This is a genomic window from Virgibacillus sp. MG-45 (genome assembly GCF_036409425.1).
Taxonomy (GTDB): domain Bacteria; phylum Bacillota; class Bacilli; order Bacillales; family Amphibacillaceae; genus LDC-1.
Window position 1 is genome coordinate 40,789 of the sequence record NZ_JAXOFU010000006.1, and the last position, 26,658, is coordinate 67,446.

Annotated in this window: 27 protein-coding genes and 1 pseudogene; 24 read left to right on the forward strand and 4 right to left on the reverse strand. The window is 37.6% G+C overall.

Translation table 11 applies throughout. The features are described from left to right. Positions 1 to 10 precede the first annotated feature (10 nt). The 10 genes and pseudogenes from SPK86_RS08095 (at position 11) to SPK86_RS08140 (ending at position 6,774) form a co-directional block, all read left to right on the forward strand. Positions 11 to 901, forward strand: coding sequence for a LysR family transcriptional regulator (locus SPK86_RS08095; protein ID WP_284140606.1), 891 nt, complete (start codon positions 11 to 13; stop codon positions 899 to 901). A 251-nt stretch (positions 902 to 1,152) separates the two neighbouring features. Next, positions 1,153 to 1,668 carry an acyl-CoA thioesterase gene (locus SPK86_RS08100; RefSeq protein ID WP_330949067.1) on the forward strand — a complete coding sequence of 172 codons (516 nt, stop codon included), beginning with the start codon at positions 1,153 to 1,155 and terminating at the stop codon, positions 1,666 to 1,668. A gap of 72 nt (positions 1,669 to 1,740) precedes the next feature. Next, complete coding sequence (locus SPK86_RS08105) at positions 1,741 to 2,112, forward strand: hypothetical protein (protein WP_330949068.1); 372 nt, start codon at positions 1,741 to 1,743, stop codon at positions 2,110 to 2,112. A 339-nt stretch (positions 2,113 to 2,451) separates the two neighbouring features. Next, on the forward strand, positions 2,452 to 2,685 hold the full coding sequence (locus SPK86_RS08110; RefSeq protein ID WP_330949069.1) for a hypothetical protein: 234 nt from the start codon (positions 2,452 to 2,454) through the stop codon (positions 2,683 to 2,685). A gap of 284 nt (positions 2,686 to 2,969) precedes the next feature. Further along, positions 2,970 to 3,875 (forward strand): hydroxymethylglutaryl-CoA lyase, encoded by a 906-nt coding sequence (locus SPK86_RS08115; protein WP_330949070.1) that lies wholly within the window; start codon positions 2,970 to 2,972, stop codon positions 3,873 to 3,875. A gap of 256 nt (positions 3,876 to 4,131) precedes the next feature. Then, positions 4,132 to 4,290: pseudogene (locus tag SPK86_RS08120) on the forward strand (helix-turn-helix domain-containing protein); the annotation flags it as partial. Positions 4,291 to 4,326: 36 nt separating this feature from the next. After that, complete coding sequence (locus tag SPK86_RS08125) at positions 4,327 to 4,662, forward strand: cupin domain-containing protein (protein ID WP_284140611.1); 336 nt, start codon at positions 4,327 to 4,329, stop codon at positions 4,660 to 4,662. A 123-nt stretch (positions 4,663 to 4,785) separates the two neighbouring features. After that, positions 4,786 to 4,977 carry a hypothetical protein gene (locus tag SPK86_RS08130; protein ID WP_330949071.1) on the forward strand — a complete coding sequence of 64 codons (192 nt, stop codon included), beginning with the start codon at positions 4,786 to 4,788 and terminating at the stop codon, positions 4,975 to 4,977. Next, a complete protein-coding gene (locus tag SPK86_RS08135; RefSeq protein ID WP_330949072.1) occupies positions 4,974 to 5,258 on the forward strand; it encodes an HAD-IIIA family hydrolase in 285 nt (94 codons plus the stop codon). Before SPK86_RS08130 ends, SPK86_RS08135 begins: the two co-directional genes overlap by 4 nt. A 595-nt stretch (positions 5,259 to 5,853) precedes the next feature. Then, entirely contained in the window at positions 5,854 to 6,774 is a 921-nt protein-coding gene (locus tag SPK86_RS08140) for a hypothetical protein (RefSeq protein WP_330949073.1), read from the forward strand. 162 nt (positions 6,775 to 6,936) lie between these two features. On the opposite strand, the gene SPK86_RS08145 is transcribed toward SPK86_RS08140, so the two are convergent. After that, positions 6,937 to 7,356 (reverse strand): hypothetical protein, encoded by a 420-nt coding sequence (locus SPK86_RS08145; RefSeq protein ID WP_330949074.1) that lies wholly within the window; start codon positions 7,354 to 7,356, stop codon positions 6,937 to 6,939. 148 nt (positions 7,357 to 7,504) lie between these two features. Here SPK86_RS08145 and SPK86_RS08150 point away from each other — a divergent pair, with 148 nt between their 5' ends. The 4 genes from SPK86_RS08150 to SPK86_RS08165 all read left to right on the forward strand — a co-directional run bounded on the left by SPK86_RS08150 (position 7,505) and on the right by SPK86_RS08165 (position 11,553). Then, positions 7,505 to 7,639 carry a hypothetical protein gene (locus SPK86_RS08150; RefSeq protein ID WP_330949075.1) on the forward strand — a complete coding sequence of 45 codons (135 nt, stop codon included), beginning with the start codon at positions 7,505 to 7,507 and terminating at the stop codon, positions 7,637 to 7,639. Between the two features lie 423 nt (positions 7,640 to 8,062). After that, entirely contained in the window at positions 8,063 to 8,518 is a 456-nt protein-coding gene (locus SPK86_RS08155; protein ID WP_330949076.1) for an SRPBCC family protein, read from the forward strand. 183 nt (positions 8,519 to 8,701) lie between these two features. Next, positions 8,702 to 9,058, forward strand: a complete 357-nt coding sequence (locus SPK86_RS08160) for a DUF4368 domain-containing protein (protein WP_330949141.1) — start codon at positions 8,702 to 8,704, stop codon at positions 9,056 to 9,058. A 215-nt stretch (positions 9,059 to 9,273) separates the two neighbouring features. Beyond that, on the forward strand, positions 9,274 to 11,553 hold the full coding sequence (locus tag SPK86_RS08165; protein WP_330949077.1) for an ATP-dependent DNA helicase: 2,280 nt from the start codon (positions 9,274 to 9,276) through the stop codon (positions 11,551 to 11,553). A gap of 40 nt (positions 11,554 to 11,593) precedes the next feature. On the opposite strand, the gene SPK86_RS08170 is transcribed toward SPK86_RS08165, so the two are convergent. Then, entirely contained in the window at positions 11,594 to 12,703 is a 1,110-nt protein-coding gene (locus SPK86_RS08170; protein ID WP_330949078.1) for a M24 family metallopeptidase, read from the reverse strand. A gap of 421 nt (positions 12,704 to 13,124) precedes the next feature. Here SPK86_RS08170 and SPK86_RS08175 point away from each other — a divergent pair, with 421 nt between their 5' ends. The 3 genes from SPK86_RS08175 to SPK86_RS08185 all read left to right on the forward strand — a co-directional run bounded on the left by SPK86_RS08175 (position 13,125) and on the right by SPK86_RS08185 (position 14,940). Next, positions 13,125 to 13,544: a hypothetical protein gene (locus SPK86_RS08175; RefSeq protein WP_330949079.1), complete on the forward strand. Its 420-nt coding sequence runs from the start codon at positions 13,125 to 13,127 to the stop codon at positions 13,542 to 13,544. Positions 13,545 to 13,565: 21 nt separating this feature from the next. Beyond that, positions 13,566 to 14,342 (forward strand): hypothetical protein, encoded by a 777-nt coding sequence (locus tag SPK86_RS08180; RefSeq protein ID WP_330949080.1) that lies wholly within the window; start codon positions 13,566 to 13,568, stop codon positions 14,340 to 14,342. 103 nt (positions 14,343 to 14,445) lie between these two features. Then, positions 14,446 to 14,940 (forward strand): hypothetical protein, encoded by a 495-nt coding sequence (locus SPK86_RS08185; protein ID WP_330949081.1) that lies wholly within the window; start codon positions 14,446 to 14,448, stop codon positions 14,938 to 14,940. 23 nt (positions 14,941 to 14,963) lie between these two features. Here SPK86_RS08185 and SPK86_RS08190 read toward each other — a convergent pair whose 3' ends face one another. Continuing rightward, positions 14,964 to 15,872: a MerR family transcriptional regulator gene (locus tag SPK86_RS08190; RefSeq protein WP_330949082.1), complete on the reverse strand. Its 909-nt coding sequence runs from the start codon at positions 15,870 to 15,872 to the stop codon at positions 14,964 to 14,966. Between the two features lie 173 nt (positions 15,873 to 16,045). Between SPK86_RS08190 and SPK86_RS08195 the strand changes: the two genes are divergently transcribed. The 3 genes from SPK86_RS08195 (at position 16,046) to SPK86_RS08205 (ending at position 19,098) form a co-directional block, all read left to right on the forward strand. After that, complete coding sequence (locus tag SPK86_RS08195; protein WP_284141638.1) at positions 16,046 to 17,017, forward strand: YbgA family protein; 972 nt, start codon at positions 16,046 to 16,048, stop codon at positions 17,015 to 17,017. Next, on the forward strand, positions 17,014 to 17,448 hold the full coding sequence (locus SPK86_RS08200; RefSeq protein WP_330949083.1) for a hypothetical protein: 435 nt from the start codon (positions 17,014 to 17,016) through the stop codon (positions 17,446 to 17,448). Before SPK86_RS08195 ends, SPK86_RS08200 begins: the two co-directional genes overlap by 4 nt. Positions 17,449 to 17,574: 126 nt before the next feature. Further along, positions 17,575 to 19,098, forward strand: coding sequence for a phytoene desaturase family protein (locus tag SPK86_RS08205; protein ID WP_330949084.1), 1,524 nt, complete (start codon positions 17,575 to 17,577; stop codon positions 19,096 to 19,098). Between the two features lie 18 nt (positions 19,099 to 19,116). Here the strand turns inward: SPK86_RS08205 and SPK86_RS08210 are convergent, their stop codons facing one another. After that, the gene (locus SPK86_RS08210; protein WP_284141641.1) at positions 19,117 to 19,740 is read right to left on the reverse strand and encodes a TetR/AcrR family transcriptional regulator; all 624 of its coding nucleotides are present in this window, start codon (positions 19,738 to 19,740) and stop codon (positions 19,117 to 19,119) included. A gap of 168 nt (positions 19,741 to 19,908) precedes the next feature. Between SPK86_RS08210 and SPK86_RS08215 the strand changes: the two genes are divergently transcribed. The 4 genes from SPK86_RS08215 (at position 19,909) to SPK86_RS08230 (ending at position 26,641) form a co-directional block, all read left to right on the forward strand. Beyond that, positions 19,909 to 22,140 carry an MMPL family transporter gene (locus SPK86_RS08215; RefSeq protein ID WP_330949085.1) on the forward strand — a complete coding sequence of 744 codons (2,232 nt, stop codon included), beginning with the start codon at positions 19,909 to 19,911 and terminating at the stop codon, positions 22,138 to 22,140. Positions 22,141 to 22,615: 475 nt separating this feature from the next. Next, positions 22,616 to 23,779, forward strand: coding sequence for a CdaR family transcriptional regulator (locus SPK86_RS08220; protein WP_284141643.1), 1,164 nt, complete (start codon positions 22,616 to 22,618; stop codon positions 23,777 to 23,779). A 91-nt stretch (positions 23,780 to 23,870) separates the two neighbouring features. Next, on the forward strand, positions 23,871 to 25,277 hold the full coding sequence (locus SPK86_RS08225; protein ID WP_330949086.1) for an FAD-linked oxidase C-terminal domain-containing protein: 1,407 nt from the start codon (positions 23,871 to 23,873) through the stop codon (positions 25,275 to 25,277). Continuing rightward, the gene (locus tag SPK86_RS08230; protein ID WP_443089767.1) at positions 25,277 to 26,641 is read left to right on the forward strand and encodes a (Fe-S)-binding protein; all 1,365 of its coding nucleotides are present in this window, start codon (positions 25,277 to 25,279) and stop codon (positions 26,639 to 26,641) included. The genes SPK86_RS08225 and SPK86_RS08230 overlap by 1 nt, the downstream gene beginning before the upstream one ends. Positions 26,642 to 26,658: the final 17 nt, after the last annotated feature.

Sequence of the window (26,658 nt, forward strand, 5' to 3'; positions counted from 1 at the left end):
GCTGGGATTTGTGGAGATAAAGCATCTGCAATATTTTATTGAAGTAACAGAAGTGGCGAGCTTTACAAAAGCAGCGGAGAATTTGTATATTACCCAGCCTGCAATTAGTCGTATTATTAAATCATTAGAAGATGAGCTTGGGACACCGCTTTTTATTCGGTCTCGCAAAAAACTTGCCTTAACGGATGCTGGTCGAGTATTGTACGAACGAGCAAAGCACATTGAACAGGAATTTTTATCATTACAGGAAGAGCTGGATCATCTATTGACGTTTAAAAAGGGCCATATTCGTATTGGCATTCCGTCGATTGTTAACTCAATCTTTTTTTCAGAGCTTATTGCTTCCTTTCATAAAGTATATCCAGAGGTAACCTTTCAACTAGAGGAAGATAGCTCGAAAGGGATTGAAGAAAAAATGCTCGATGCCAAACTTGATTTTGGTGTTATTGTTTTACCAGAAACACATGATGCATTTGATTATGTATCCTTTACAGAAGAAACACTTACCTTACTTGTTCCAGCATCTCACCGTTTAACAAAAAAGGAAGCGGTCGAGCTTCGCGACTTGGAAAAAGAAAGCTTTATTCTGTTTACACAGGATTTTACGTTAAGGAATATGATTGTTAGTGCATGTCGAGATGTTGGCTTTCAACCAAAGGTGATTTCAGAGTCTTCCCAGCTTGATTTCATTGAAGAGATGGTTGCAGCGAATCTTGGAATAACACTTCTTCCAGATAGTGTTGCACAAGGGCTTTCCTCTAATGTAGAGGCTCTACCCGTAACCGATTCCTCCATTGAATGGAAGCTCGCGTTTATTTGGCGTAAGGATGCCCATCTCTCTCAAGTGGAAAAGGAATTTATTAAACTTACAAAAGACAAGCTAGCAGATACCTTGTCATAACATAGGCTAGAATTAATCGAATTAGTGCTTCGTGCACTAATTTTTTTTGGGATTTACTTGTACGTATTGTCCATGTTCTACGCTAATCAACACAGCTTTGAATCTGTTATGCAATAAAACGTTTTCATAACAATGTGTTATGAAACACATGTGTAATCGGCATTGTACAGTCATTGAGGCTCCGTATTATAATAGTTCCATGATCCATTCAGCGGAATGGAAAATATTCATTTAGATAAGGTGATGGGCTTATGGAGCCAAAAAAAATTAAAGATACACGTGTTGTTCAGAACGATCAAGTATTAATCAATGATCTGAACAATTATCATACATTGTTTGGTGGCGTCTTAATGAAAAAGATGGACGCATGTGCAACGTTAACGGCACGAAGACATTCTCGAGTCACAGAATGCGTCACAGCATCAACAGACTCTGTGAATTTTATTGAACCTATTGTACAGGATGATTCCGTATGTGTAGAGTCGTACGTTACGTATACTGGAAAAAGCTCGATGGAAATATTTTGTAAAGTGATTGCCGAGAATTTGGATACAGGAGAAAGAAGAATAGCTGCAACTGCGTTTCTCACCTTTGTAGCCTTAGGGAAGGATCGAAAACCAGTAGAGGTACCTGGTGTAATCCCTGAATCACAGGAAGAAAAATATTTGTATGAGACTGGGAAAGAACGCGCCAAGATGCGTAGTATCAAGCGAAAACAAAATAAGGAGCTTGTATCTCATTTAACCCTAAATAAACCATGGGATTAACAAGTAACTGTTAAACTGTTAGCTCTGTCTGAGAGCACTATTATCCATAAAAACCGAGAGAGGAGAGATTATATGCTTACAACAACGAGCTTTAGTGAGTTGCTTCGCGCGCAAAAAGCGATCGAAAATATGCGACAAGCTAAACCTGCACTCTATCAGAAATTTGTCAATGTGATTCAATTAACTCGACAATTACAATATAAGCTACAATTCTTAGGCTGTCTTATCATGGATGAGAATCCAGGTAAGTGTACGCCAGCACATCAAAGTGAATTCGTACTTGCTCTATACCAAAAAGAGGTAGAGAAATTAAAGATGGACGAGACTGCTGATGATTTGCTCGAGCTTCTAGCTAGCTATCAAAAGCTAGGCTATGCTACAATTTGTCGACTTGCTTTAGGAACAAATCCAAAAGTGCTAGTTGGGCCTGCAGTCGTTCGTTAATCATATAGTAAGTCTCAAAAATGCCGTAGAGAAAGGATTTCTTGTCGGCATTTTTTGTACGATTAACTAACATGGGTACAAGAAAGGAACAATTAATGGAATATAACAAGACCAATAAGAGGTGCTGAGTAAGTAGCTTGAATCTAATTTACAAAATTGTAAATTGTTGGACTAAGTGAAAACGTTTGATATAATAGTGGTAAATAATTCCTTTTCAAAGATTGGTTGCAAGTTTTTTTTTAGCTTAAAATGGATATATAAGGGTATTAATGAAACAAAATGGCCCCTTTATTCGTATTATATATAGACGTTGCTATTAATTGGAAAGGGGAGTACCAATTGCTCCGTATAATAAAACTAATCTTGCAATTTGTCGTTCTTCTACTGGCTACTCTAGCATTAATAACGAACAATTTTCACTTTTTACCTTATTTAACAGTGGCTTTAGCTGCATTGACATTAATTATTGGGTTGGCTGAATATGAAAAGGGGCGAAAAGTATATGCGAATATTAATCTAGCTGCCTCTATTATACTTGTCTTTGTTTTTTTTCAATTGTTTATTTTCTCCTAATCCATATCAATCACCTTAGTAATTAGCGGTTCTAGGTTTTTATAGAACAAAATATGCCTATAAGAAAGCTGTAGTTATACAAATTCATAGAGTGATCTATTCATGAATGTCAGTTGACAATTCATGAATTTTTATTATATAGTGTATTCAACAAAGTTGAATACCAGTAAACAACAGTGAATATATATGGTATATCGGTGAACTGGAACAGGAAGAAGAAAAAATTAATATTATACAATGAAAGCGCATTCATTTTTTAACCTATTTGAATGGGAGTGATGATAATGGGGCGTTGGCCAGAGTTTGTGGAAATTAAAGAGGTTGGCCCGAGGGACGGACTGCAAAACGAAAAAAAGCGTGTGGCAACATCAGATAAGATTGCCTGGATCAATATGCTATCTGAAACGGGTGTGAAAGAAATTGAATACTCATCATTTGTTCATCCAAAATGGGTTCCACAGCTGTCAGATGCCCATGAAGTGGGGCGGAAAATAACTCGTAACCCCGATGTTCGATATTCCGCATTAGTACCTAATCAAAAAGGATTAGATCTTGCCTTGGAAGCGGGAATTGATGGTGCATCGGTCTTTATGTCAGCAAGTGAAAGTCATAATAAAAAAAATATTAATAAGTCATTGAGCGAGACATATCCAGTGCTTGGAGAGGTAATTAAAAATGCCAAAGATGCTGGAAAACATGTGACAGGATATGTATCTACTGTTTTTGATTGCCCCTATGAAGGAAAAATCAATCCAGAACAGGTACGAAAGGTTATTGATCATTTATTTGCATATGGCATAGACGATATCTCCCTTGGTGATACGATTGGAACTGCTGTGCCATCCCAAGTCGAAGCATTACTCGATGTTGTACTTAAGACATACCCAAAAGAAAAGATTATCCTTCATTATCACGATACGAGAGGGATGGCTATCGCAAACATTCTTACCTCCTTGGAGTACGGGATTACTCGTTTTGATAGCTCTGTCGGAGGATTAGGAGGCTGTCCATACGCCCCAGGTGCAGCAGGAAATGTCGCAACGAATGATGTACTTTATCTCTTACACGGAATGGGAATTAAAACGAATATAAGCGAACGGAAAATGCAAGAAGCAGGATTGTTTATGCAAAATAAACTGGGAAAAACACTTCCTAGCAAATCACTCGCTTATGCTATTGCACATCAATAAAATGGCAAAGCAGAGATAAAGGAATATTGAAATTTGCTAGGTGTTATCTTTTGGAAATCCATCATTTTATCCTCGGATAGATGATGGGTTTTTTATGTCACAAACAAAATAATTTAGATAATGCTAGCTGTGTAGAAATTTCTACGTTATCAAAGCGTGCTTGACGAGTCTTCAGCACTGTTCTATGATATAAACACGATTAGGACAAGTTGGAAAGGGGAGACTTCCAATCAATTTACAGCATATCGGAACGAAAATAAAACAGACTCGATTACGCAGTAAACAAACACAGCAGCAAATTGCAGATCAATGTGGGATCTCCAAAAGCTTACTTTCAAAAATTGAAAATGGCCAAACAGCTTCTGCTGTTGCAACGCTTTCGAAAATTTGTGACGCGTTAGAAATTCCGCTTTCTTGGGTGTTAGATGACCAACCGGAAAAAGATCTAGTCATGCTCGCAAAAGACGATCGAACATTCCAGGTTGGCGATGTGAATATGGGCTATTCCTATGAGCTTTTAGCCCGATCCCCATTTACAGGAGTAGAGCCAACAATCGTTCATGTGACACCAAAGGATACAAATTTAAGACATGATCCATACACGCATTCACAGGATGAATTTATTTATGTTCTCGAGGGCGCAATCTACTTGCTTTATGCCGACGAGAAGCATTTGTTGGAAAAAGGAGATACTGCCTATTTTAAAGGAACGAATCCCCATCTTTTCATCCCTGTCGATAATAAAGGTGCAAAAGTATTAACCATTTTTATTGATAGCGGCGTATGAATATATTCATAATAAAGAGTGAAAAAAGATTTGATATCAAGTCTTTTTTCACTCTTTTTTAAATAATAGAAGTGCATGCTGTGAAAAAGATTTATCTCTTATTAAATAGAAGGAGATGGTTATGTGAACAAGGCCATATTTTTAGATCGTGATGGCGTTGTCAATGAAGTGCTTACAGATCGGGTGAAATTTGTAAATAAGCCAGCTGATGTTTATTTATTACCGCGTGTTGGAGAAGCGATAAAACGGTTTAATGATGCTGGCTTCATGTCTTTATCGTCACCAACCAAGGTGGCGTTGGACTTGGTTATATGACAAAATCAACACTTCATGCCGTTCATGACCACATGCTGCGTGAACTAGCGGTATTCGGCGCACATGTAGATGATGTTGCTTATTGTCCACACAAGCCTCATGAAGGGTGTCTCTGTCGAAAGCCGCAGCCAAAAATGCTCTTTGATCTTGCTAAAAAGCATCACATTGATTTAGCAAGTAGTTATATGGTGGGAGATCGAGAACAGGATGTAGAAGCAGGAAGAATGGCGGGGACGAAAACCGTGCTCGTTGGAAAAAGAGAGGACAGATTAACATGTTGACATAAGAAAACCTTATAAAATAAACATTCTTAGGCAGTATTCAAGCGGGATTTGTACAAGTTTTAATTTTATAGTGTTTAATTAAAAGAATGATATTTCAAATGCATATTTGATGTTAGATAAAAGAACAGGAAAATAATTACATTAAAGCTGCTTTTATGCTCGCACATATCAGTCTATTAACCAAAGGCTAATTAAAGGCCGCCCAAGGCAGCGGTATGAGAAGCGAAAATCGCTGTTTTGGGTGAAGCCTGCGTGGCTTCATCCACGCTTTACCCCCCTTATCTAACAGTGGGGTAGAAAAACATTAAAAAAGAACTTCAAACCCATTAGGAACAATGGTTTGAAGCGAATGAAAATGTGAACCACCCCCCTTTGGTTGACATTTTTTAATTTAGTGATTTTCACTTAAATATTATGGATTAATCTTTATAACACTATTTCCATCACAGTATCGTTTAGTTAAAATCAATCAACAACTGTCAAATATCTATCTTCTTCCTACGATAAGTGAATATTAATTCGTTTCACGCAAACGAAATTCCCTGAAACAAAATCTTTAGCAACGAATAATGATCAACATATTTTAAGAGAATTGCCTATAACTACTATTGTAAGAGAAGGAGAAGTTTCTCTTGATTGGGGAAAAATAGAGGGTGTCGATAAATACAATATTTATCGAAATGAAAAACTTATAGCATCGGTAAATGATAGTGAATATAAAGATTCATCATTTAATCCTGATGAAAATTACATCTATACAATTAAAGCATCTAGAGAAGTATCAGAAAATGAATATAATACTTCCCTAGAGGAGTTGAAGAAGTATAATCTATCACCTACAGAAAAAGAATTAGAGCAATTAAAGTATCAAGAAATAGAAATCAGTAAAGAAATAGGTGTGGTCTCAGATCATTTATTAAGTGAAGAAGAAAGAGAACCTTTAATAAATACTATAGCATCAACTAAAAGTTACGATGTTGTATATAAAACATTTTTAAAAGACTATTGGGTTAAAAATCCAAATCCTCTTTCAAAATATAAATGGTTTAGAGGTGACAATAGAAGTTATAGCGCTACCAGTAACAAATATAGAACTAAGGTAAATGTAGCTGTGAACTTTACATCTAACTCTTCAACTGTGAGTATGCAAAAATATAGGGGTGTAACAAAGGCTTACAATTCAAATAAAGAATTTATGAAGCAAGGTTATGCTGACATAAGTGGAATTAAATTACACGTTGTAAGTAGGACTTCAAATAAGGCGAGCTTCTATGTGAATCACGCAGTTAAAGATCCATTGCCGTTCATTGCTGCTGATATTGACTATCGTGTTGAAGCTGATATTTATAAAAATGGAAAATATAGATTTGTTGGTACGCATGATCAAGCACCACATCATGAAGTTTATTTAAAAGGTTCATCTTATACTACTATCCATAGAGCGCCGATGATTAATATTTATCATTTACTTCCTACTCACCCAAATAAAGTTTGGAGTAAATCAAATCTGTAAATAGAGTCCATATAAAATTATAATATGTCTTTTAGACTACTAAATTAATAATATAAAAAGTTACTTCGTTTTTAATATTAATATTTTGAATTCAAAAACTCTCGCTTCTAGTGATTATACAGTTTTAATTCTAGAAGGAGAGTTTAAAAATCTTTCAAACTATTATTTGGATAATAAAGAAAAGAATTTAGAAATCGTATTATATTTTATATTTATTAATAAAAGGTGGTAATAAATCATCGCTGCTCCAAATGAAACAATAATTATGGAACTCCATTTAGCATCATTGAGATTATTAGCAATTAAAATAAGATAAGCTCCACCTAAAATTATTCCTCCTACACCATATAGAATTAGTTTAATTATATAATTAATGTTTTTTCCATCTAAATAAGCTTCTACGAAATATGAGAATAAAGCACCTCCAATAATAAAAACTGGAAGGGAGAATATTAAGTATACAAAAAAAGAACTTAACAGTGATGTTTGATCTCCCGAATCCATACTAAAAAAAGTGATTAGACCTAAAATTAAGCTAAATAAAACAGAAGAAACAATAGATATAATTATTTTTTCGAGCAAGTGATTTCCTCCTTAAATTGTTTTATATCTTTAAATTATTGCGATTTAAATTAATTTAATTGACTATGTTCCCAAGGAAAGATGCTAGTATAGTTTCATGGACACATCTTAGTTAAGTCCCTACAATAAATTTAGGAGGATGTGTCCAATGAAACATAAGAAAAATAGTCAAAGATATAATGATGATTTTCGTAAAATGGTTGTTGAATTATATCGTTCTGGTCAATCTGTTAGAGATTTAAGTGGCGAATATGGCGTTTCCGAAGTCACTATTTATAAATGAGTTAAAGATTTTACTCTTGTAGACGGCTCAGATCTTACACCCAAGGAAGTCGCTGAGATTCATAAGAAAAACCTAAGGCTGAAACAGGAGCTTGAAATCCTAAAAATGGCTATGACCATATTCGCAAAAAAAGAAATGACAATGTATTGACTGGTTTTATTAACGAACAAAAAGATAGTTGCTTTTATTTTAATAAATCACTATATACGAATAATTAATTATATGCAGTTGAGAATATAAATAAGCTAAACTGACATATTCAATTTATATTTCCTTTATATAATCATACTGTATTTATAACCTAAAAACAATTTAACAATATGATGCTAGTATAGGTTTTTTCGTCACATGGATCTTTATTATGAACATAAAAAGTCGGTGGAGTTGAATAACTGATAATTATATTTAATAAGGAGTTAACAAATGCCTATTATTAAGCATATACAAATAATACAAGCACCTATTAATTTATGTTTTGACCTTGCAAGAAATGTAGACATACATGTTAAAACTAGCTTTAAAACTAAAGAGAAAGCTGTAGGAGGGGTTACGGAGGGCTTATTAGAAAAGGGTGATACAGTCACTTGGGAAGCTATTCATTTTGGTATTCGACAAAGATTAACAGTAAAAGTGATTCATATGAAAAAGCCTACTTTATTTGTCGATGTTATGATAAAGGGAGCTTTCAGTTCTTTTAAGCATACCCACCAATTTATTGAAATAAATGATTTTACTGTAATGATTGATGTATTTGAATATAAGTCGCCTTTTGGTCCGATTGGTGTTATTGTAGACAAATTATTTTTAAAAAAGTATATGTCAGACTTTATATATTCTCGTGGAAAAGAATTAAAAAGAATTGCAGAAAATAATAGTTAACAATATCATATATAACCATTATAAAAAACTCCATAAGACGTATCTACTAAACGTGTTTTTTATCTTCCATCATCTCATCTTTGTGTTCATTAGAGGCTAAACATCAAAAGAATAATACTCAAAACTAAGACTAAACGTATCGTTGAATTAGATGTTATTTTCAAACGCTTTTAAGAGGATTAGATTTCTGGGAACCTCAGTGATCACCGATTTTTTCGCTTATCCGGTGAGTATGAGAAAGAACAAGAAAGATTAAAAGCGTCATGTCATACATTACAAAAAGAGTTAAAAGAACACGAGAAAAAGAAAACAAATGTCCGCAAATTTGTCCATATCGCTAGAAAGTTTACGAAACTGGAGAAGTTGGAAACGGCAATTTTAAAAGAATTAATCGACAAAATTTTAGTGTCAGCGAAAGGTCATCAAACCAAGACACAGGAGATTACCATTGTGTATAATTTTATTGGTGCGTTTGATTTTAATAGAGCGATTCATCAAACAAAAGGAAAAGATAAACATACAATAGTTGAGCTCATTTAATATTCCATCAACTTTGTATCCATGCTTTCTTAATTCAGAACACCTTATAAAGGCTGATTGATATTTTGAAGTTTTATATACCTTTTCAGAATGGCTTCTTGACAAGCGATTCCTCATAATCCGTGGTTCTATGCAAACATATGTGCTACGATAGAAGGACGAGGATTGCTGTAAAGAGGCGATTTCTTGATTGATAGATTAAATTAGGTGATGACATGACATATATAAATAGAATATCTGTGCGTGCCTTAGTAGAGCATGTGTTTCGTAGCGGAAGTATCGAATCAGGATTTCGAACGACAGCTTCACTAACAGAAGGAACAAGGATTCATCAAACCATCCAAAAAACGTATCGCGATCAAGACCAAAAGGAAGTGTATTTAAAAACAGAAATTTCCGTTGGGGATATTACACTCCTTGTTGATGGACGCTGTGACGGGCTACTTGTCGAAGAAGACGGTTCGATTATTATCGATGAAATAAAGTCTACAAAGCATGCCCTCGCTCAAGTTACTGCAGATTCCTATCCAGTTCATTGGGCACAAGCTAATTTTTATGGATACATGTATGCGAAGGACCATGCATTAGAACAGGTAACGATTCAGCTAACCTACGTCCAAACACAAACGGGAAAACAAAAGCAACTACAAAATGAGATGAGCTTTAAGGAGCTTGAGGACTTTGTTCATCAGGTTGTAAATCAGTATGCATCGTTTGCAAATCGGAAACAAAGCCATGCCGAGAAACGAACAGAGTCGAGTAAAGCGTTAGCCTTTCCCTTTGCATCGTATCGAGATGGCCAGCGAAAGCTAGCGGGAACTGTCTATAAAACGATAGAAAGCAATAAAAATCTGTTTGCGAGAGCAGCAACAGGAATTGGCAAGACGATGTCTACGATATTTCCGGCGATTAAGGCAATAGGAGAAGGCCATATTGAGCGGATTTTTTATTTAACGGCAAAAACGATAACACGCACTGCTGCAGAAGAAGCTTTAAAGCAATTAATCGCAAATGGCGTTCAATTAAAAGTTGTTACAATTACCGCAAAGGATAAAATTTGTTTTCAAGAAGAAATAGTTTGTGATAAAGCGAATTGCATTTTCGCAGATGGCTATTATGACCGGATTAATGGTGCCATGCTAGATATTTTAGAGCAGGAATGCTTGATGACTAGGAATGTCATTGAATCTTATGCTCGCAAGCATCAAGTTTGTCCTTTTGAATTTTCTCTAGACCTTGCCTATGAGGCTGATGTTGTTATTTGTGATTACAATTATATTTTTGATCCGCGCGTATCCTTAAAAAGGCTGATCGAGGAGCATAAAAAACAGACAGCATTGCTTATTGATGAAGCACATAATCTTGTGGATCGAGCACGAGAAATGTATTCCGCTACTTTAGTAAAGTCACATTACTATGATGTAGAACGCACGTATGAAGAAATAAACCCAGCCATTGCTAAATCTGCAAAAGCAGTGAGTGAGCACCTGTTTGTTAAAAAACAGGAGGGATTCGTAGTTGGAGAAGAGTTGGATATTGATTTAGTTGATAAAGTAGAAATCTTTTCCATGCATGCAGAGGATGTCCTTTTAGAGGATGATGGGAAAAATGAACGTTTGCTGGAGGCGTATTTTTCTGCGCAAGCATTTGTGAAAATTGCCCGGTTATATGATCATCGGTATACAACGTACTGTATGGTTGATCAAAGTGAGGTAAGTTTGAAGCTTTTTTGTATGGATCCATCGCATCTTATTAAACAGATGAGTAAGGGATTTCGTTCAAAGGTATTTTTTTCTGCAACATTAATTCCGGGTGAATATTATAAAAAGCTGTTAGGTGGAACAGCAGAAGATTATACGGTTTCCATACCATCTCCTTTCGAGCGAGAGAAGGTGAAGGTAATGATTAAACCATTATCTACGCGCTATCGAGATCGAAATCATACGATAAATCCAATGGTTGAATTTTTCGTTGATTTAATGAAAAAGCAATCGGGAAATTTTTTAGTTTTTTTCCCATCCTATCATTATATGCAGCTTGCTTATGCGAAATTTATAGAGCTTGCCCCTGAGCTAGAAACAATCGTTCAATCTGCAGGAATGTCTGAACAGCAACGCGAGGACTTTTTAGCGGCTTTTGATGCAGAACGGAAAGAACGATTAATCGGGTTTGCGGTGTTAGGGGGTATTTTTTCTGAAGGCGTGGATTTAAGGGGGAATCGCCTTCAGGGAGTAATTATTATTGGGGTCGGATACCCGCAAATTGGATTAGAAAGGGATATTATAAAGGATTACTTTATGAAGCTGAACCAAAATGGCCATGACTATGCCTACGTATATCCTGGCATGAATAAAGTGCTTCAAGCAGGAGGACGTCTAATACGAACGGAAGCTGATACAGGTGTAATCGCTTTAGTAGATGACCGGTTTTTACAACCAAAATACCAAGCCCTGCTACCACAGGAATGGCGTCATTTGACGGTGGAAAGAAATTAAAAGTAAAGCACCTGCGTGAATGCAGGTGCTGTTCAAGCGTTTAAGATAGGATTTGCAGCTCTTTTGGAAACTTCGTTAAGATTTCTATTTCTCCTGTTTCATTGATGTATACTTCATCCTCAATTCTTACGCCACCTAATTCAGGAATGTAGATACCAGGCTCAATTGTGAAAAGCATGCCGTTTTCTGCAAGTGCTTCATTATTTTCATGGATCGATGGTTCTTCGTGTAACTCAATTCCTAATCCATGCCCGACACGATTGTTAAAATAAGCGCCATATCCTTTGTCTTGTATTACCTTTCTTGCTGCAATATCAAAGGTCTTTAACGGAACCCCTGATTGAACAGCCTTAATTCCCGCTTGGTTCGATTGTAAGACAATGTCATAGATTTCTTTTTGCTTTTCAGAGGCTTCTCCAATAACAAAGGTGCGTGTTGTATCGGAACAATATCCCTCACTTATTTTTACTCCCATATCAATGAGGAGGAAATCACCGTGTTGAATGGTGCGTTCCCCTGGTACACCGTGAGGCAATGCAGACTTTTCTCCTGCTAGTACAATGGTAGAGAAGGAAGGTCCTTCAGCTCCGAACGCTTTCATTAAATATTCTAGCTCGGCAGCTAATTCAAGCTCCGTCATGCCAACCTTTACTTTTTTAATTCCTTCTGCCATGACTTTTTCAATAATATCCACTGCTTTTTGTAAATGTACAATTTCATTTCTCGATTTTTTCAAGCGCTGTCCATTTATAAAAGGTTGAATATCGAAATAGGTAGCTTCTGGAAATGCTTTCGATAATTGGTTGTGCTGATACATCGTAACGACTTTCATTTCAAGTCCAAATCGTGTAATTTGTCCATTTAGGTTTTCCTTCAGTATATGGTAAGGGTCTTGTTCATCAGAGATCGCTACAATGTTTTTTACGATGGAAGCATCAGCAGCCATATCTTTATCCAATGCCGGCACAAAGAGCATCATTTCATCTTTCCGATTATCAATGATTAATGCCATAAATCGCTCATGCGGGTCAGATTGAAAACCAGTATAATAGAAAACATTTGCAGGGGTTGTAATCATTGCAACCTCAATGTTTTGCGATTTTAAATGAGTTTGTAGTGTGTTCAGTCTGTTTGTAAAATCGATTGTCATGTAAATCCCTCCAACTAATTGTATTTTTCTATTGTATCATGTGTATTATTGATAAGGTAACATCGCGAGTTCACTTCATGTTTTTTAGAAATAATCAGAAAAAGCAATCCCTTTATACCGCGACATTAGACCTTAAATTTCATTCCTCTGTAATAAGAAAGCACTAGACCTCTGTGAAGCATCTTCTTAGTATTTTATCCATTCTACAAGCTTGTCCGACATTTCAACAAAAATAGTTTTTTTCTGACAGCTATTCTACATTATTTTGCAAACGAAAAAGTCTAGCAGGTTCTTTTAGACTATTCAATAAATAGTATAAAATTCCGATTTTTCTATTTAAATTTTCTGTTAATATAGGGACTGCGAGGGAAGTTGTACATTTTTGTAAGCTAAAATACTTCATACGAAAGGATAGGTGAGGTTGAAAAAAAGAATTTTAGTATGTTTTACAATTTCTTTATTGATCGTTTGTTCAGCAATCTATTCAAAAGCAACCACAGGACAACCAATAAAAGAGGCTTTTCGCACTTATTCCATAACACTTCATGCATTTAATCGTTGGTTTCCTGCGGAGTTAACACGAATAGATCAAGCATTAGAGCAAGAGCGGATGGAACAGGAGAAGAAATTAGAGCTACAAGCCTTTATTTCTTCAGTTACATCTGATGCAAATGCTGAAATTGAACAGTATCAGCTTGAATATTTAACACGATTAGCTGATCAGAAAAACGTTTCAATAGAACAGCTATTTAAAGCGTTTGAGGAACGCAAAAAGAAAGAGATCAACCTCGAGATTGAACAAGATGTAACGGCCTATCTAACGGAATTGATAGGGGAATAAAAAATGAGGGGGAATCTTGTAATGTTTAAAAAGTTGAAGGGTAAAGTAATCGTCGGCGTGCTCGTGTTTGGTCTAATCATGTCAGGAGCGGGGCTGGCTTTTGCTAACACAGATGCAGGTGCTGCTTTAAAAGCATGGTATGATGGGATGTTTAATCAGTCTGTAGATACGATTGAAGATGAAGTTACTGCGTATGGTGAGAGTAAGCTGCCTGAGCTGCAGGAGGAGTACGAGAACTTAAAAAGTGAAGCAGGGATAGACATTGATTTATCAAGGGAATTAGCTACAGGAGAGTCGCTAGAGAAAATTATTCAAGCAAAGCTTGACCATTTAGGATCACTGGATGAATCAAAGCGAGAAATTCTTTCCAACATTGGTTACCAGTATTACAATGTCTTTTTAGATGGGTATGGTGAGATTCAACAGAAGGCTGAAGAAGGGCTTGCATATGCGACAGACGATTTAACTGCTTATACAGGTGAGCTTGGACAGGCGGCAGTAGATGAAATGACAGGAGATTTAAACGCTGCCAAGGATGAAGCGGTACAAGAATTAGAAGAAGCAATAAGACAGGCGCAAGAAGAATTAGGCGCAGCGATATCTGAAAATGAGGAAATTACGATTCGGAATTTAAAAAACCAAGTAGATTGGTCTATCGAGGAGTTGCGTAATCAAGTAACTGAGCTTTTAGCTGGTCTAGTTGAAGAACAAAAAACGATTATTGTCGCTACTGCACAGCAACTAGAAGATGATGCGAAGGCTGCAATGGATGATGTTGTTTCGGGGATTAACAATTAACTAGAAAATTTGAACGCTGGCCTTATAACAATTAGGAAGTTACGCCGTCTAGGAAATGAACGCCCACATCCTAGACGGATTCTTCTAATAATGGGGGATACGAATGAGTAGACGCGATTTCCGGAAAAGAAACAAACGCAATCAACGAAGAAAATGGCTTGCTATTATCTTTTTGTCGGTTGTGATGACTTTCGGTAGTTATCAGCTCGTATTTGCAGACCAGGATATGCGTGCACTAATCGCCAATTGGCTGCAAAACAAAACCGCAGAAAGTATTGCGGATATCGATACGGTCATCAAAGACGAACAATCGAAGCAAACAGAACGATTAAAAAAAGAATTATATGAAACAATTAAAACCGTAGAAGGCGAGTGGGATTCCTTTGTAGAAAACGAGAAACAAGAGCGAGTTACAGCGTTAAAAGCGTATGCTGATAAACTCATTGAAGATCTACCGAGGGAAGCATCCGTGCAACAAAAAGAAGCTTATATTACCAACATAAACGCGATTGTGCAAGCAGCAAAAAAAGAATTAGAAGCGATATCGCTTGAGCAGTCACAGGCTTTTCCCACAGAGAAACAAGTAGAAGGGGAATAATAACATGTAAACTTATCCGCCCCTTATTCGTGTCCTAGTATTGTCTGAAGGTCGTGAGATAGTGTTATATGCTGTAACTGCTTCCCTTTTAAGTGGGTGATTGCCCCCTGTCCGCCCAAATAAAATTGAATATGGGGGAGTGTGCCAGCAAAGTTATCTAATTGTTGTAAAAGCTGTTCATCCATTTCAAACGGATACGTCGTTGTAGCTGATAATAGAACTTTTTTTGGTTGAAGCTGTTTGATTGTTGATTGAATCGCCATTGGTGCTGGTGATGCTCCAATCATAATCGTGTTCCATCCATGCAGCATACACTGCAGAAGAATAATGTGCAGCGGTATTTCATGTCGTTCTCCTGGAAGACAGGCTCCTAGAATGAGTGAATCATTATCGGTATATTGAAACCCGTTTTGTAATTGGATGAGATAGTCACGCACAACCATACTGGAAAATGCTTCTTGATATTCTCCCCACCGTCCATTCTCCCAATGGTTACCAACTTCGATAAGAAATGGGATGATGACTTCATCTAAAAACGTTTTGAGCCCATTTTCATGATAAGCCTGTTGTAGCAACTGAAGTAATTTTTTTTCATTACAACTGGCTCCACTATCTAAAAGGTGCTGTACATAAGTTGTTTGTACGGCTTTGTTAGGATTTGCAGACTTCGAAGGAGAGGTGTTCGGTACTATGCCGTGCTGCTTAACGTATGCAGCTGCCTGCTTAACGGTGTGTCCTTCATCAACTAACCCTTTAACAGTGCGTAATAGGTTCACTTCATGTTGGTTGTACACACGATATCGGTTATTCATTCGTTCCGGATTAACTACCCCGTATCTCTCTTCCCATTTTCGAATCACTTGTTTAGATAGTTTTGTCATTTCCGAAACTTGCTGAATCGTATATGTTATGGTGTTTTTTTGTTCTTCCATATTTCAACATCCTCTTTTATGAGTGATATTCACTAGCTTTTCTTTACCTTTATTTCCATTTTACTATATAACATTATACAACTTTGTACAATACATATTAAACATTATACAAACATTTGACAACGTATATACCTTCTGCCATAATAAAGCAAATATGGAGTGGGGGTGTGTATATGGATTGGGGAAAGCCGACCATCGCAATCCTTCAATGCGAACAAAAAGAGGAGCTTCATTCAAGTGAAGGTGAAGCGTTTTTAGGTTTAGAGTCGCTTTTGGAACGAGTGGCAGCAGTATTGAATATAACGGTTGATCACGAGGCGGTCTTTCAAGAAGACTGGGTAAGTGAAATTGATGATAAAAAGGTGGTAATTACAAAAGAAGTTCCAATGGTTGCGGCGGTTGTGACGATTGGGCGATTTTTGAGAAGTATTCCGTCCCTTGATGGCGTGATATACGAATGCTGTTCTATGGATTGTCCGTTACACGAGGCCTTTAATGAACTAGCAAGTGCCTGGAAGGATCGTTCGCATGAGCAAACCTTTTGTGTAGACCTGGATGTTCCAGCAGCGATTTTTATCGAGCGCAAGCAGCTACAAACTGCTCAGACTCAACGTCTTTTTCTGACTCGATTATATGCGTTAACAAAGTTTCATCAGGTAAAATCCTCTCCGTCTTTTGCATCATTAACCAACTTTCATCGTTCGCATAAGTATTTATTCATGAGCTTGCAGCCAATGGTTTTGAAAAAGCTAGGAGGGATTGTTGCCAATGCAGATAAACGCTCAATCAATGACGTATTTCAGCATTATGAGCAAAGCCTGCTGGCGTTGTTATCTTCTTCTTTTTCAAGAGGAAAACATATGAATGCCTTACAGCATATGATTGGTTATTTTTCTAAATACGTATCAACGCGAGAAAAAAAGAATATGGAGCACTTGTTACAAGAATACAAGGATGCGGAGCGAGAAGATAGAAGTATTTTGCATTTATTGTATGCATGGGCAAAGCGGTATAATGAGGAATATATCTTAGAGCAAACGATCTTTCGGCCTTATCCAGAAGGGTTTGTCAGTCATATTGAAAAAATAAGCTCATCGTTAATTCGCCTAAAGGTAGAGAATGAAAGTGGGGTGCATCATCTGTGAGAACGTGGCGTGAACTGCGCTGGGCTGTATTAGCAGGGCTTGTTGCGGGTGTTCTTTTGGGGTTGTTTTTAAAAGGGGTAGAAGCGATAACAGCAATAAACGTTTATACATTATTGTTAAATGTAGACTTTGTCCCAATGCTGAATGAATTGACTATGTCGGAAGGGATAGAATTTACACTACATCTCGTAGTGTCCATCGTATTAGCTGTTGCTTTGCTTTGGTTAATGAAAAGTCGGTTATGGTCAAAAAATAAATCGATGTCCATACTTTTGCTCATAAATGTCGGTATCGGATTTTTGTTGTTCCCTTTAACTTTGCTTTCTGAACGAACACCTTCCATATGGTCAGGTGAAGCATTACTTTTTTGGTTGTTCGGGCATGCATTATATGGCGTTATATTAGGCCTCTTTTTTAAAAAGAGTGCCTAATTTTTTTGCTTGTCCAACGGTGATATAAAAATTATTAACTTAATAGTTGGCAATCTAATAAACTATTTGTATAATGTTTGTATAAGGTTTGTATAACTTTATTTTGAAACTTGGGGAGGAACAATTATGAGTAAACGAACGATCGTTGTTGGTGCAGGTCCCGGTGGCTTAGCAGCTGCGATGCTGTTAGCGGGGAAAGGCTACGACGTAACTGTATATGAAAAGCAACCATATATTGGTGGGAGAAATTCAGAAATAAAGCTTGGTGACTTTCGCTTTGATATGGGACCAACCTTTTTAAATATGCCACATATTATGGAGGAGCTATTTCAAGCTGTTGATCGTAATGTCCACGATTATTTAGAATTAATCGAACTAAATGAGATGTATGAATTAACTTTTGCTGATAAAAAATTGGCGATGACACGAGATCGCGAGCTAATGAAAGAACGAATTGAGGAATTATTTCCTGGAAATAGCAAGGGCTATGATCAATTTATGCAGGACATAGGAAAGAAAATGGAGGTTCTAACTCCGTTACTACAACAGCGAATGAGTAAGATCACTGACATGCTTTCACCTAAAGTGCTTCGTGCACTTCCAGAGCTTGAGTTGGGCAAATCATTATTTGATGTTCTCTCGCGCTATTTTACCGAGGATGATTTAAAAATTGCTTTTACCTTTCAATCAAAATATTTAGGAATGTCCCCATGGGAATCTCCGGGTGCATTTGCCATATTATCTTATATGGAGCATGCCTATGGGATTTATCATATAAAAGGGGGATTAAATCAGCTTCCGAAGGCAATGGCTCAGGTTGTCAAAGAGTATGGAGGTCGCATCCATCTGAATCGTGGCGTAAAACAGCTTTGGACAGAAGGAAAGGATGTAAAAGGGGTTATATTAGAAAGTGGTGAACGTGTAGAGGCAGACGAAGTTATTGTGAATGCCGATTTTGCTCATGCAATGGTAAATTTAGTGGAAAAGGGTGTGCTGAAAAAGTACCGAGAAGAAAAGCTAGCTAAAAAATCTTATTCTTGCTCTACATTTATGCTATATCTTGGTCTGAACAAAGAAGTAGATCTTCCACACCATTCGATTATATTCGCAGACGATTATGTGAAAAACGTAGAAGAAATTACGAAATCATTTAAGCTATCAGATGATCCATCAATCTATGTGCAAAACGCTGGTGTGACAGATTCCACGCTTGCACCAGAAGGGAAATCAGCACTCTATGTATTAGTTCCAGTGCCAAATAATGAAAGCGGGTTAAACTGGGAAAAGGAAAAGGAAGGCTTTCGTCAGCTTGTATTAGAAAAACTCGCTGCAACGCTCAACATGGAAAACCTTGAAGAAGCAATTGAGGTCGAACGTATGATTACTCCAGCAGACTGGGAAAACGAAATATTTGTTTATAAAGGGGCTACCTTTAATTTAGGTCACCAGCTATCACAAATGATGATATTTCGACCGCATAACCAGTTTGAGGAGCTTCAGAGTTGTTGGCTTGTTGGTGGGGGAACACACCCAGGGAGTGGCTTGCCAACAATTTTAGAGTCAGCAAGAATTACTGTAAATGAGATTTTAAACGCACACGGAAAAGAAAAAATTGCTCAAACAGGCTTACCTATTTTAGAGCACGTATAAAAACATTTGAATTGACAGTTATTCGTTTGCGATGCTCTTCCAGAAGAAATTAATAATATTTAAAACCGAATCATCGACAGATGCGAAAAGGCCGTTATTGTCTGTATCTCGATAATTCCCGATTTTTAATAGTGAAATAAATGCATGTGCTGCAAAAAGAGGATCTATTTGTCTGATTTCCTTTGTATGCATGGCCGTTGCTAATGCGTTAGCGACAACACGATATATTTTTGCTTCTGCTTCTTGCATTGCTTTTATTTGCGTTTCAGATAATGAATTTTTGGTTCCTTTGATCATATCGTCCATATCAATATGCACGGTTGCATTTAAATAAGCTGAAGCAACTTGATAAAGCCGTGTATATAGTGGTGCATCTTCTGAGAGAATTTGAATCATAATTTGATGCACGCGCTCCATCATTTGAGTCATTGTTTCGGAATATAAATCTGCCTTTGTTTGGTAATAATAGTAAACAGTTGCTTTTGTTACTTGGCAGCTTTTAGCAACATCATCCATGGAAACGTCCTTATAGCCGTTTTCGAGAAATAGCTGGGCGGCTTTTTGTAAAATTAACTGATCAGTTGGCAGCTTTTGATGATTAGCAGGTGGTCTACCAGGGGTGCGTTGTTTTTTATGATTCATTGCATTTCTCTCCTCATACATTCATTCGGAAACAGTATACCACATATTGATTAATATACGAGGAAAAAAACAGTTGGAAATTAACCTACCAGTATATATAATTAAAAAAGAGTTTATTTTGTAAGTATTAATCGAAATTATTTTTTAAAGTAGGGAAGGGGAGTATCGATGAAAAATGGCATTTCGAAGTGGGGGGGAATTGTAGCAGGAGCGCGCTCAAGATGGATGACAATATTCATTTGGGTGCTACTTGTTGCAATATTTTCCTTCGTATGGCCACAGGTTAATGATCGAGAAACAAAATCAAATCAGCTCTTACCAGAGGATGCAATGTCAGTAGAGGCATCAAAGCTTACGGAGGAGCAGTTTTCCGATGATGCAGGAACACCTTTATTGCTTGTCTGGTATCGAGATGGTGGATTGGACACGGCGGATTATGAACAAATTCAACAAGTATATGGGGAGCTTGTTGAAAATCCGTTAGCATATCAAGCAATGATACCGCCATTTCATAAGTTGCCTCCACAAGCGCTACAGCAGGAGGCGTCATCAGACGGAGAAGCATTGACCACACCTATATTTTTTGAGCCAGATACAGCAACAGAATTGTTAGAAGATGATCTAGAACGGCTTAAAAAAGTAATCTCAAACAGTGTTGGAGAAGAGGTGTTTGATAAGGATTTAGAAAAATCTGGGCTTCATGTTCGTCTAACAGGACCCATCGGCATTCAAACAGATGCGGTATCATTATTTAGTCAAGCAGATGTAACGCTTCTTATTGCAACCGTGTTGCTCGTGTTGGTGTTATTAGTTGTTCTGTATCGATCACCAATTCTTGCGCTTGTTCCACTAATTGCTGTTGGGGTTGCTTATGGATTAATTAGTCCTCTGCTAGGCTTGCTAGCAGATAAAGGTTGGATAGAAGTTGATGCACAAGCAATCTCCATTATGACCGTATTATTATTCGGTGCTGGGACAGATTATTGTTTATTTCTAATTTCTAGGTATCGAGAAGAATTACGAATCGAAGCAGATAAATATGTTGCATTACGAAAAGCTGTAAGTGGAACCGGTGGAGCAATTATGATTAGCGCGATGACAACGGTTATGGGGTTATTGACATTAGGGCTTGCTTATTATGCATCCTATGATCGTTTTGCAGTTCCTTTTAGCTTATCCATATTCATTATGGGAATTGCAGCATTAACCTTATTACCGGCTATTTTAGCATTGCTAGGCAGATTTGCTTTTTTCCCGTTTATTCCTAGAACAGAAGCGATGATTCAAAATCTTGAAGAAAAGAAAGGTAAAAAGCTAAAACGTCCGAAATCGCAAAGTCGCTTCTATCGAGTAATCGGTCGTTGGGTGACAGAAAAGCCATGGACGATTATTATCACTTGTGTAGTCGTATTAGGAGGCCTTGGTCTTTTTGTTCCAAAAATGCAGTATACGTATGGCTTACTTGAATCGTTTCCAGAAGATATGCCTTCTCGAGAAGGATTCACCGTCATTTCAGAGCATTACCCACCAGGTGAAATTGCGCCTGCTCAGGTTATCGTACAAACAGATGGACAAGAAATTGCATTAAAAGAAAAGCTATCAGCGCTTTCCATTGTTGAAAATGTTAGTGATCCTACAAAAGGATCAAAGGATCCATCTCTACAGGAATGGTCAGTTACATTAGCGGTTGATCCTTACTCAACAGAGGCAATTGCAGCAGTTCCAAAGCTCCAAGAAATTGCAGAAAATAGCTTAAAGGATGCAGGAGTAAAAGAAGTAAACTCAAAGGTATGGATTGGTGGAGAAACAGCAACACTTTATGATACGGAGGAAGTAACGAGTCGAGATCAATCCATTATTATACCAGTCGTATTACTTATTATTGCTTTGTTATTAGTAGTTTACCTTCGTTCAATCGTTGCTATGGTTTATTTGTTAGCTACGGTTGTGTTATCCTACTTAGCAGCATTAGGGCTTGGCTGGATTATTATTCACTACGGTCTTGGAGCAACTGCAATGCAAGGCTTAATCCCGGTTTATGCCTTTGTGTTCTTAGTCGCACTAGGAGAAGATTATAATATTTTTATGGTATCAAGCATTTGGAAAAAGCGGCGTTCCATGCCTTTAAAACAAGCGATAGCTGAAGGAGTTGGAGAAACAGGAACTGTTATTAGCTCAGCGGGCTTAATTTTAGCAGGAACATTTTCTGTTTTAGCGATGCTACCACTTCAAGTGCTCGTTCAATTTGGCTTAGTAACAGCGATTGGCGTACTGCTCGACACATTTGTCGTTAGACCATTGCTCGTTCCGGCGATAACGACTGTTTTAGGGCGGTATGCTTTCTGGCCGGGAAAACTGTGGAAGCTAAAGGATAAAGAAAGACAAGAAGAAGTTCAATAACGAATAGCTAAATAAAGGCTTGACGCTGTTCCATGAAGGTTTGGGACAGCGTTTTTTATTATTTTGAAAACTATAAGATTGCTTGCGTGAGGAAAAATGCTTTATAGAACAATAGCCAGTCTAGCTCTCTGTTTTTAAACGAGCCTTGGCATCACACAATAATCGATCGGGTTTATCAGGATAACGATAAGAGCTATCTAATAGAGTGTAATGTTTCAAGTCCATAATAGTTTCCTTGTATACTATAAAAAGAAGAATTGTTGATATTGTCGAAAGATGAAAACAAGTATAAGAAAGGGTTTATATTGAATTTATTTCCGGGGAAATAGTCTATACAAGTGAATACCAATCAATAGCATCGAAAGAAGTTATGATAGAAGTAACGAAAGAAATGAGAAACATGTCAAAATGAAGCGATCAATTAGGATGTTGATCGACTTCTGTTGGCTAAATTTATAGAAGGTAGGTGGTAAGTGTGCGTTCCGTTTTTCAAAAAAATAAATTGTATCATTCCATCGTTCAAGAAATTAAAGGGCTCATAAATGAAGATGTCATTTTAACCGATGAAGAAGGGACAATTGTTGCTAGTACAGAAGAAAAACGAGTAGGGGCATTCCATGAAGGAGCATGGCTGGCAATGCAAAAGAAGGAAAAAATGATTATGACAAAAGAGCGGACACGAAGCTTGCAGGGAGTTCGAAAAGGAGTTGTTTTACCAATTATTATGGAAGGTTCTCCATTGGGAGTTCTTGGAATTACCGGCGATCCATCACTTGTTGAGCCGTATGCGATGGTTGTTCGTAAGGTAACAGAATTGTTTATTCAAGATTCGACCAACCGAATATATCAAGAAGAGCATGCAAGAGAATTAGAGCTTTTTATTTTTGATTGGCTCCACCATTCAGGTAATTTTGAGGCCTTATACAAGAGAAGTCGTTTCTTTCCTATTGACATGCATAAATATGTGCAAGCGATTGTTTTTCGCAGTGTAGATAAAGCGATTCATTTATCGTTTAAAGAAATGGAAGCATTGTATGATAAGTGGGGAAGTAAGGAGAAGGGATTATTCGTTCGTCTTGGAAGTGAAAAGCTCGTTTTACTTTGTTCAAAAATGGAAAAAAGTGAATTAAAGCATAAGGTACGTGAATTTCAAGAGGGAATGAAAGAACGGTTGGGAATCGATATTGTTGCTGGAATAGGAGAAGTCGTGAGCGCAGAAATGCTGTCCGAATCATTTAAACAGGCTGAATGGGCATCACGCATCGCGTATAAGAAAGCGCCGATTATTTTTGAAACAGAATTAAAATTTGCAATGCTGCAGCATGAATTAAAGCCGGAGACGAAGCTAGAATTTATTCGAAGAATAATAGGGACATTGAGTGATGAGCATGTTTTATTAACTACGCTAGAGAGCTGGTTCGCACATGATATGGCAATTCAAAAAACGGCAGATTATATGCATCTGCATCGAAATACGCTGCACTATCGCTTAAAAAGAATTACCGAAATAACGGCTTTAGATTTAGATAAGGTTGAAGACCTCGTTAACTTATACATTGCAGTCCTATTTTGGAAGGAAATACATGCAATCGAATCATTTGAAAACAAGAATTTGTTCACAAGAACAAATTATATTTAAAATAGGCCTATATTTTTATTTGCGCGCACATATATTTTTCTCGCTCGATTTCATACAATAGAATTAATATGAATAGATTAGGAGAATGCGTATGCTATGTGAGGAAATAAAGGCGAAATTTATAGATATCGTTGGAGAAGCAAATTTCGAAGATAATAATGCAAGCTTGCTTGCTTATTCCTATGATTCGACACCAAGGTATCAAACTATTCCAGACGCAGTGATTGCACCACGTACGAAGCTTGAGGTTGCAGCAGTTGTCAACGTATGCAATACATACAAAATCCCGATCGTTCCACGTGGTTCTGGCACCAATTTATGCGCCGGAACAACGCCTGTTGAAGGTGGGATTGTACTAATCTTTAAAAATATGAATCAAATTATCGAAATCGATCAAGAAAACCTTACGATGACCGTTCAACCTGGCGTATATACAAAGGATATTTTGGAAGCGGCACTATCGGTGGGCCTGTTTTATCCGCCTGACCCTGGATCGATGCATATATCTCAAATCGGTGGCAACATCAGTGAGAACTCGGGCGGATTACGCGGACTTAAATATGGCGTTACGCGCGATTATGTGCTTGGACTGGAAATCGTTCTTCCAAACGGAGAAATCATCCAAACAGGAGGAAAGCTTGCGAAGGATGTTGCAGGCTATGACTTAACGCGTTTGTATATTGGAGCAGAAGGGACACTTGGTATCATTACCGAGGCCGTTTTAAAGCTAATCCCACAGCCAGAGACAAAGAAAACCATGCTTGCGCTTTATCATGATCTAGAAGCAGCAGCGCAATCTGTTTCTGCAATTATTGCGAATCGCATCATTCCAGCAACATTGGAATTTTTAGATCAGGCAACGGTAAAAGTTGTTGAAGATTTTGCGCAGATCGGGCTACCTACTGAAGCGAAGGCGATATTATTAATTGAACAGGATGGACCTGAAGAGGTTGTGGCAAGAGATATAAATAAAATAGGCCTACTTTGTAAAGAAAACGGCGCATTTGCTGTACAAGTAGCAAAAACTGCCGAAGAAGCCTTGCAGCTAACGGAGGCAAGAAGAACTGCATTATCTGCATTGTCTCGACTAAGACCAACAACGATTCTAGAGGATGCTACTGTTCCTCGATCAGAACTGGCAAAAATGGTACGGGCTATTAATGAAATTGCCAAGAAGTATAATGTGACGATTTGTACGTTTGGTCATGCTGGGGATGGTAATCTTCATCCAACCTGTTTAACCGACGCACGTGATGAAGAAGAAATGGCATTGGTTGAAAAGGCATTTGAAGAAATCTTTGCGAAAGCGGTTGAGCTTGGGGGAACGATTACAGGAGAGCATGGAGTAGGGATGATGAAGCTTCCGTATCTTCATTTAAAGGCTGGGGCAGCGGGTGTGGAAGCGATGCGAAGTATTAAAAAGGCACTTGATCCGAATTTCATTATGAATCCAGGAAAAGTGTTTGCAATGTCTCCTCGAGAAGGTGTGGTGGAATGATGGACGCACGAGAGAAAACGCGTATACAGCAAGCATTTAAAGAAAAAATAGATTACGATGAATTGATGAATTGCACACGGTGTGGGTTTTGTTTGCCTACTTGTCCAACTTATATAGAAACTGGCAGAAATGAAGTTCATTCACCAAGAGGCCGGATTGCGTTAATGAAGGGGCTTGTTGATGGCCTGATTGAGCCAAGTGAAGAAGTAAAGCAATCGATTGATATGTGCTTAGGGTGCAGAGCCTGTGAACCGGTTTGTCCATCAGGAGTAAAATTTGGTAGATTGCTTGAGCAAGCAAGAGACGCTATTTATCAAAGCCATCACCGTTCACTACCAGAGAAAATAATGAAAGGCATATTTTTTAAAAATTTGTTTCCTTATCAAAATCGCATGATTGGATTAACCGGACTGCTCGGGTTTTATCAACGCTCAGGCACACAAAAGCTCGCACAAGCAATTGGTATTATGAAGCTTTTTCCGGAAAGTATGCAAGCGATGGAAAAAGTCCTGCCACAAGTACCAAAAATGAAGGAAATGAAGCAACGTCCTCGCCACATTCCCCCTTTAACAAAAGAGCGAAAGCAGAGGGTGGCATTTTTTTCAGGCTGCTTAATGGATACGATGTTTATGCATACAAACGATGCAACGATCCAATTATTACAGTATGCAGGCTGTGAAATAGTCGTTCCAGAGACACAAAGCTGCTGTGGAGCACTACATGGACATAGTGGCGAACTAGATCAGGCACGTGAGATGGCAAAGCGAAATATTGCCGCGTTTGAGGATGCCGCGGTTGATTATATCATTACAAATGCTGGGGGCTGTGGCGCATTCTTAGTCGAATACGATCATTTATTAAAGGATGATCCTGAATGGAACGGGCGTGCACAAGCATTTTGTGCAAAGATAAAGGATGTTACTAAAATCCTGATCGAGCTCGATTTTCACAAGCTACCATTACGGCTAGAAAACCAAATTGTTACGTATCAGGATTCATGCCATTTGAGAAATGGCCAAAAAACGTTTATCGAGCCGCGCCAATTATTAGAAGCAATCGATGGGGTGACTTTTATAGAAATGAAAGATGCGGATCGTTGCTGTGGCTCCGCAGGAATATACAATATTGTTCAATCGGAAATGTCGATGCAAATTTTAGATTATAAAATGGAACAAGCAACAAAAACAAAAGCAACAACAATTGTAACAGCAAATCCAGGTTGCTTGCTGCAAATGAAGCTCGGAATAGAACGGGAAGGACTATCAGAGAACATGGAAGCGGTCCATATCGTTGACTATTTGTTAGCGGCATATGAACAAGCAAATTTCGAAGAAGCAGCTACTAAAGTGATCTCTTCTCGTTAAGATGGGATAATTACAGG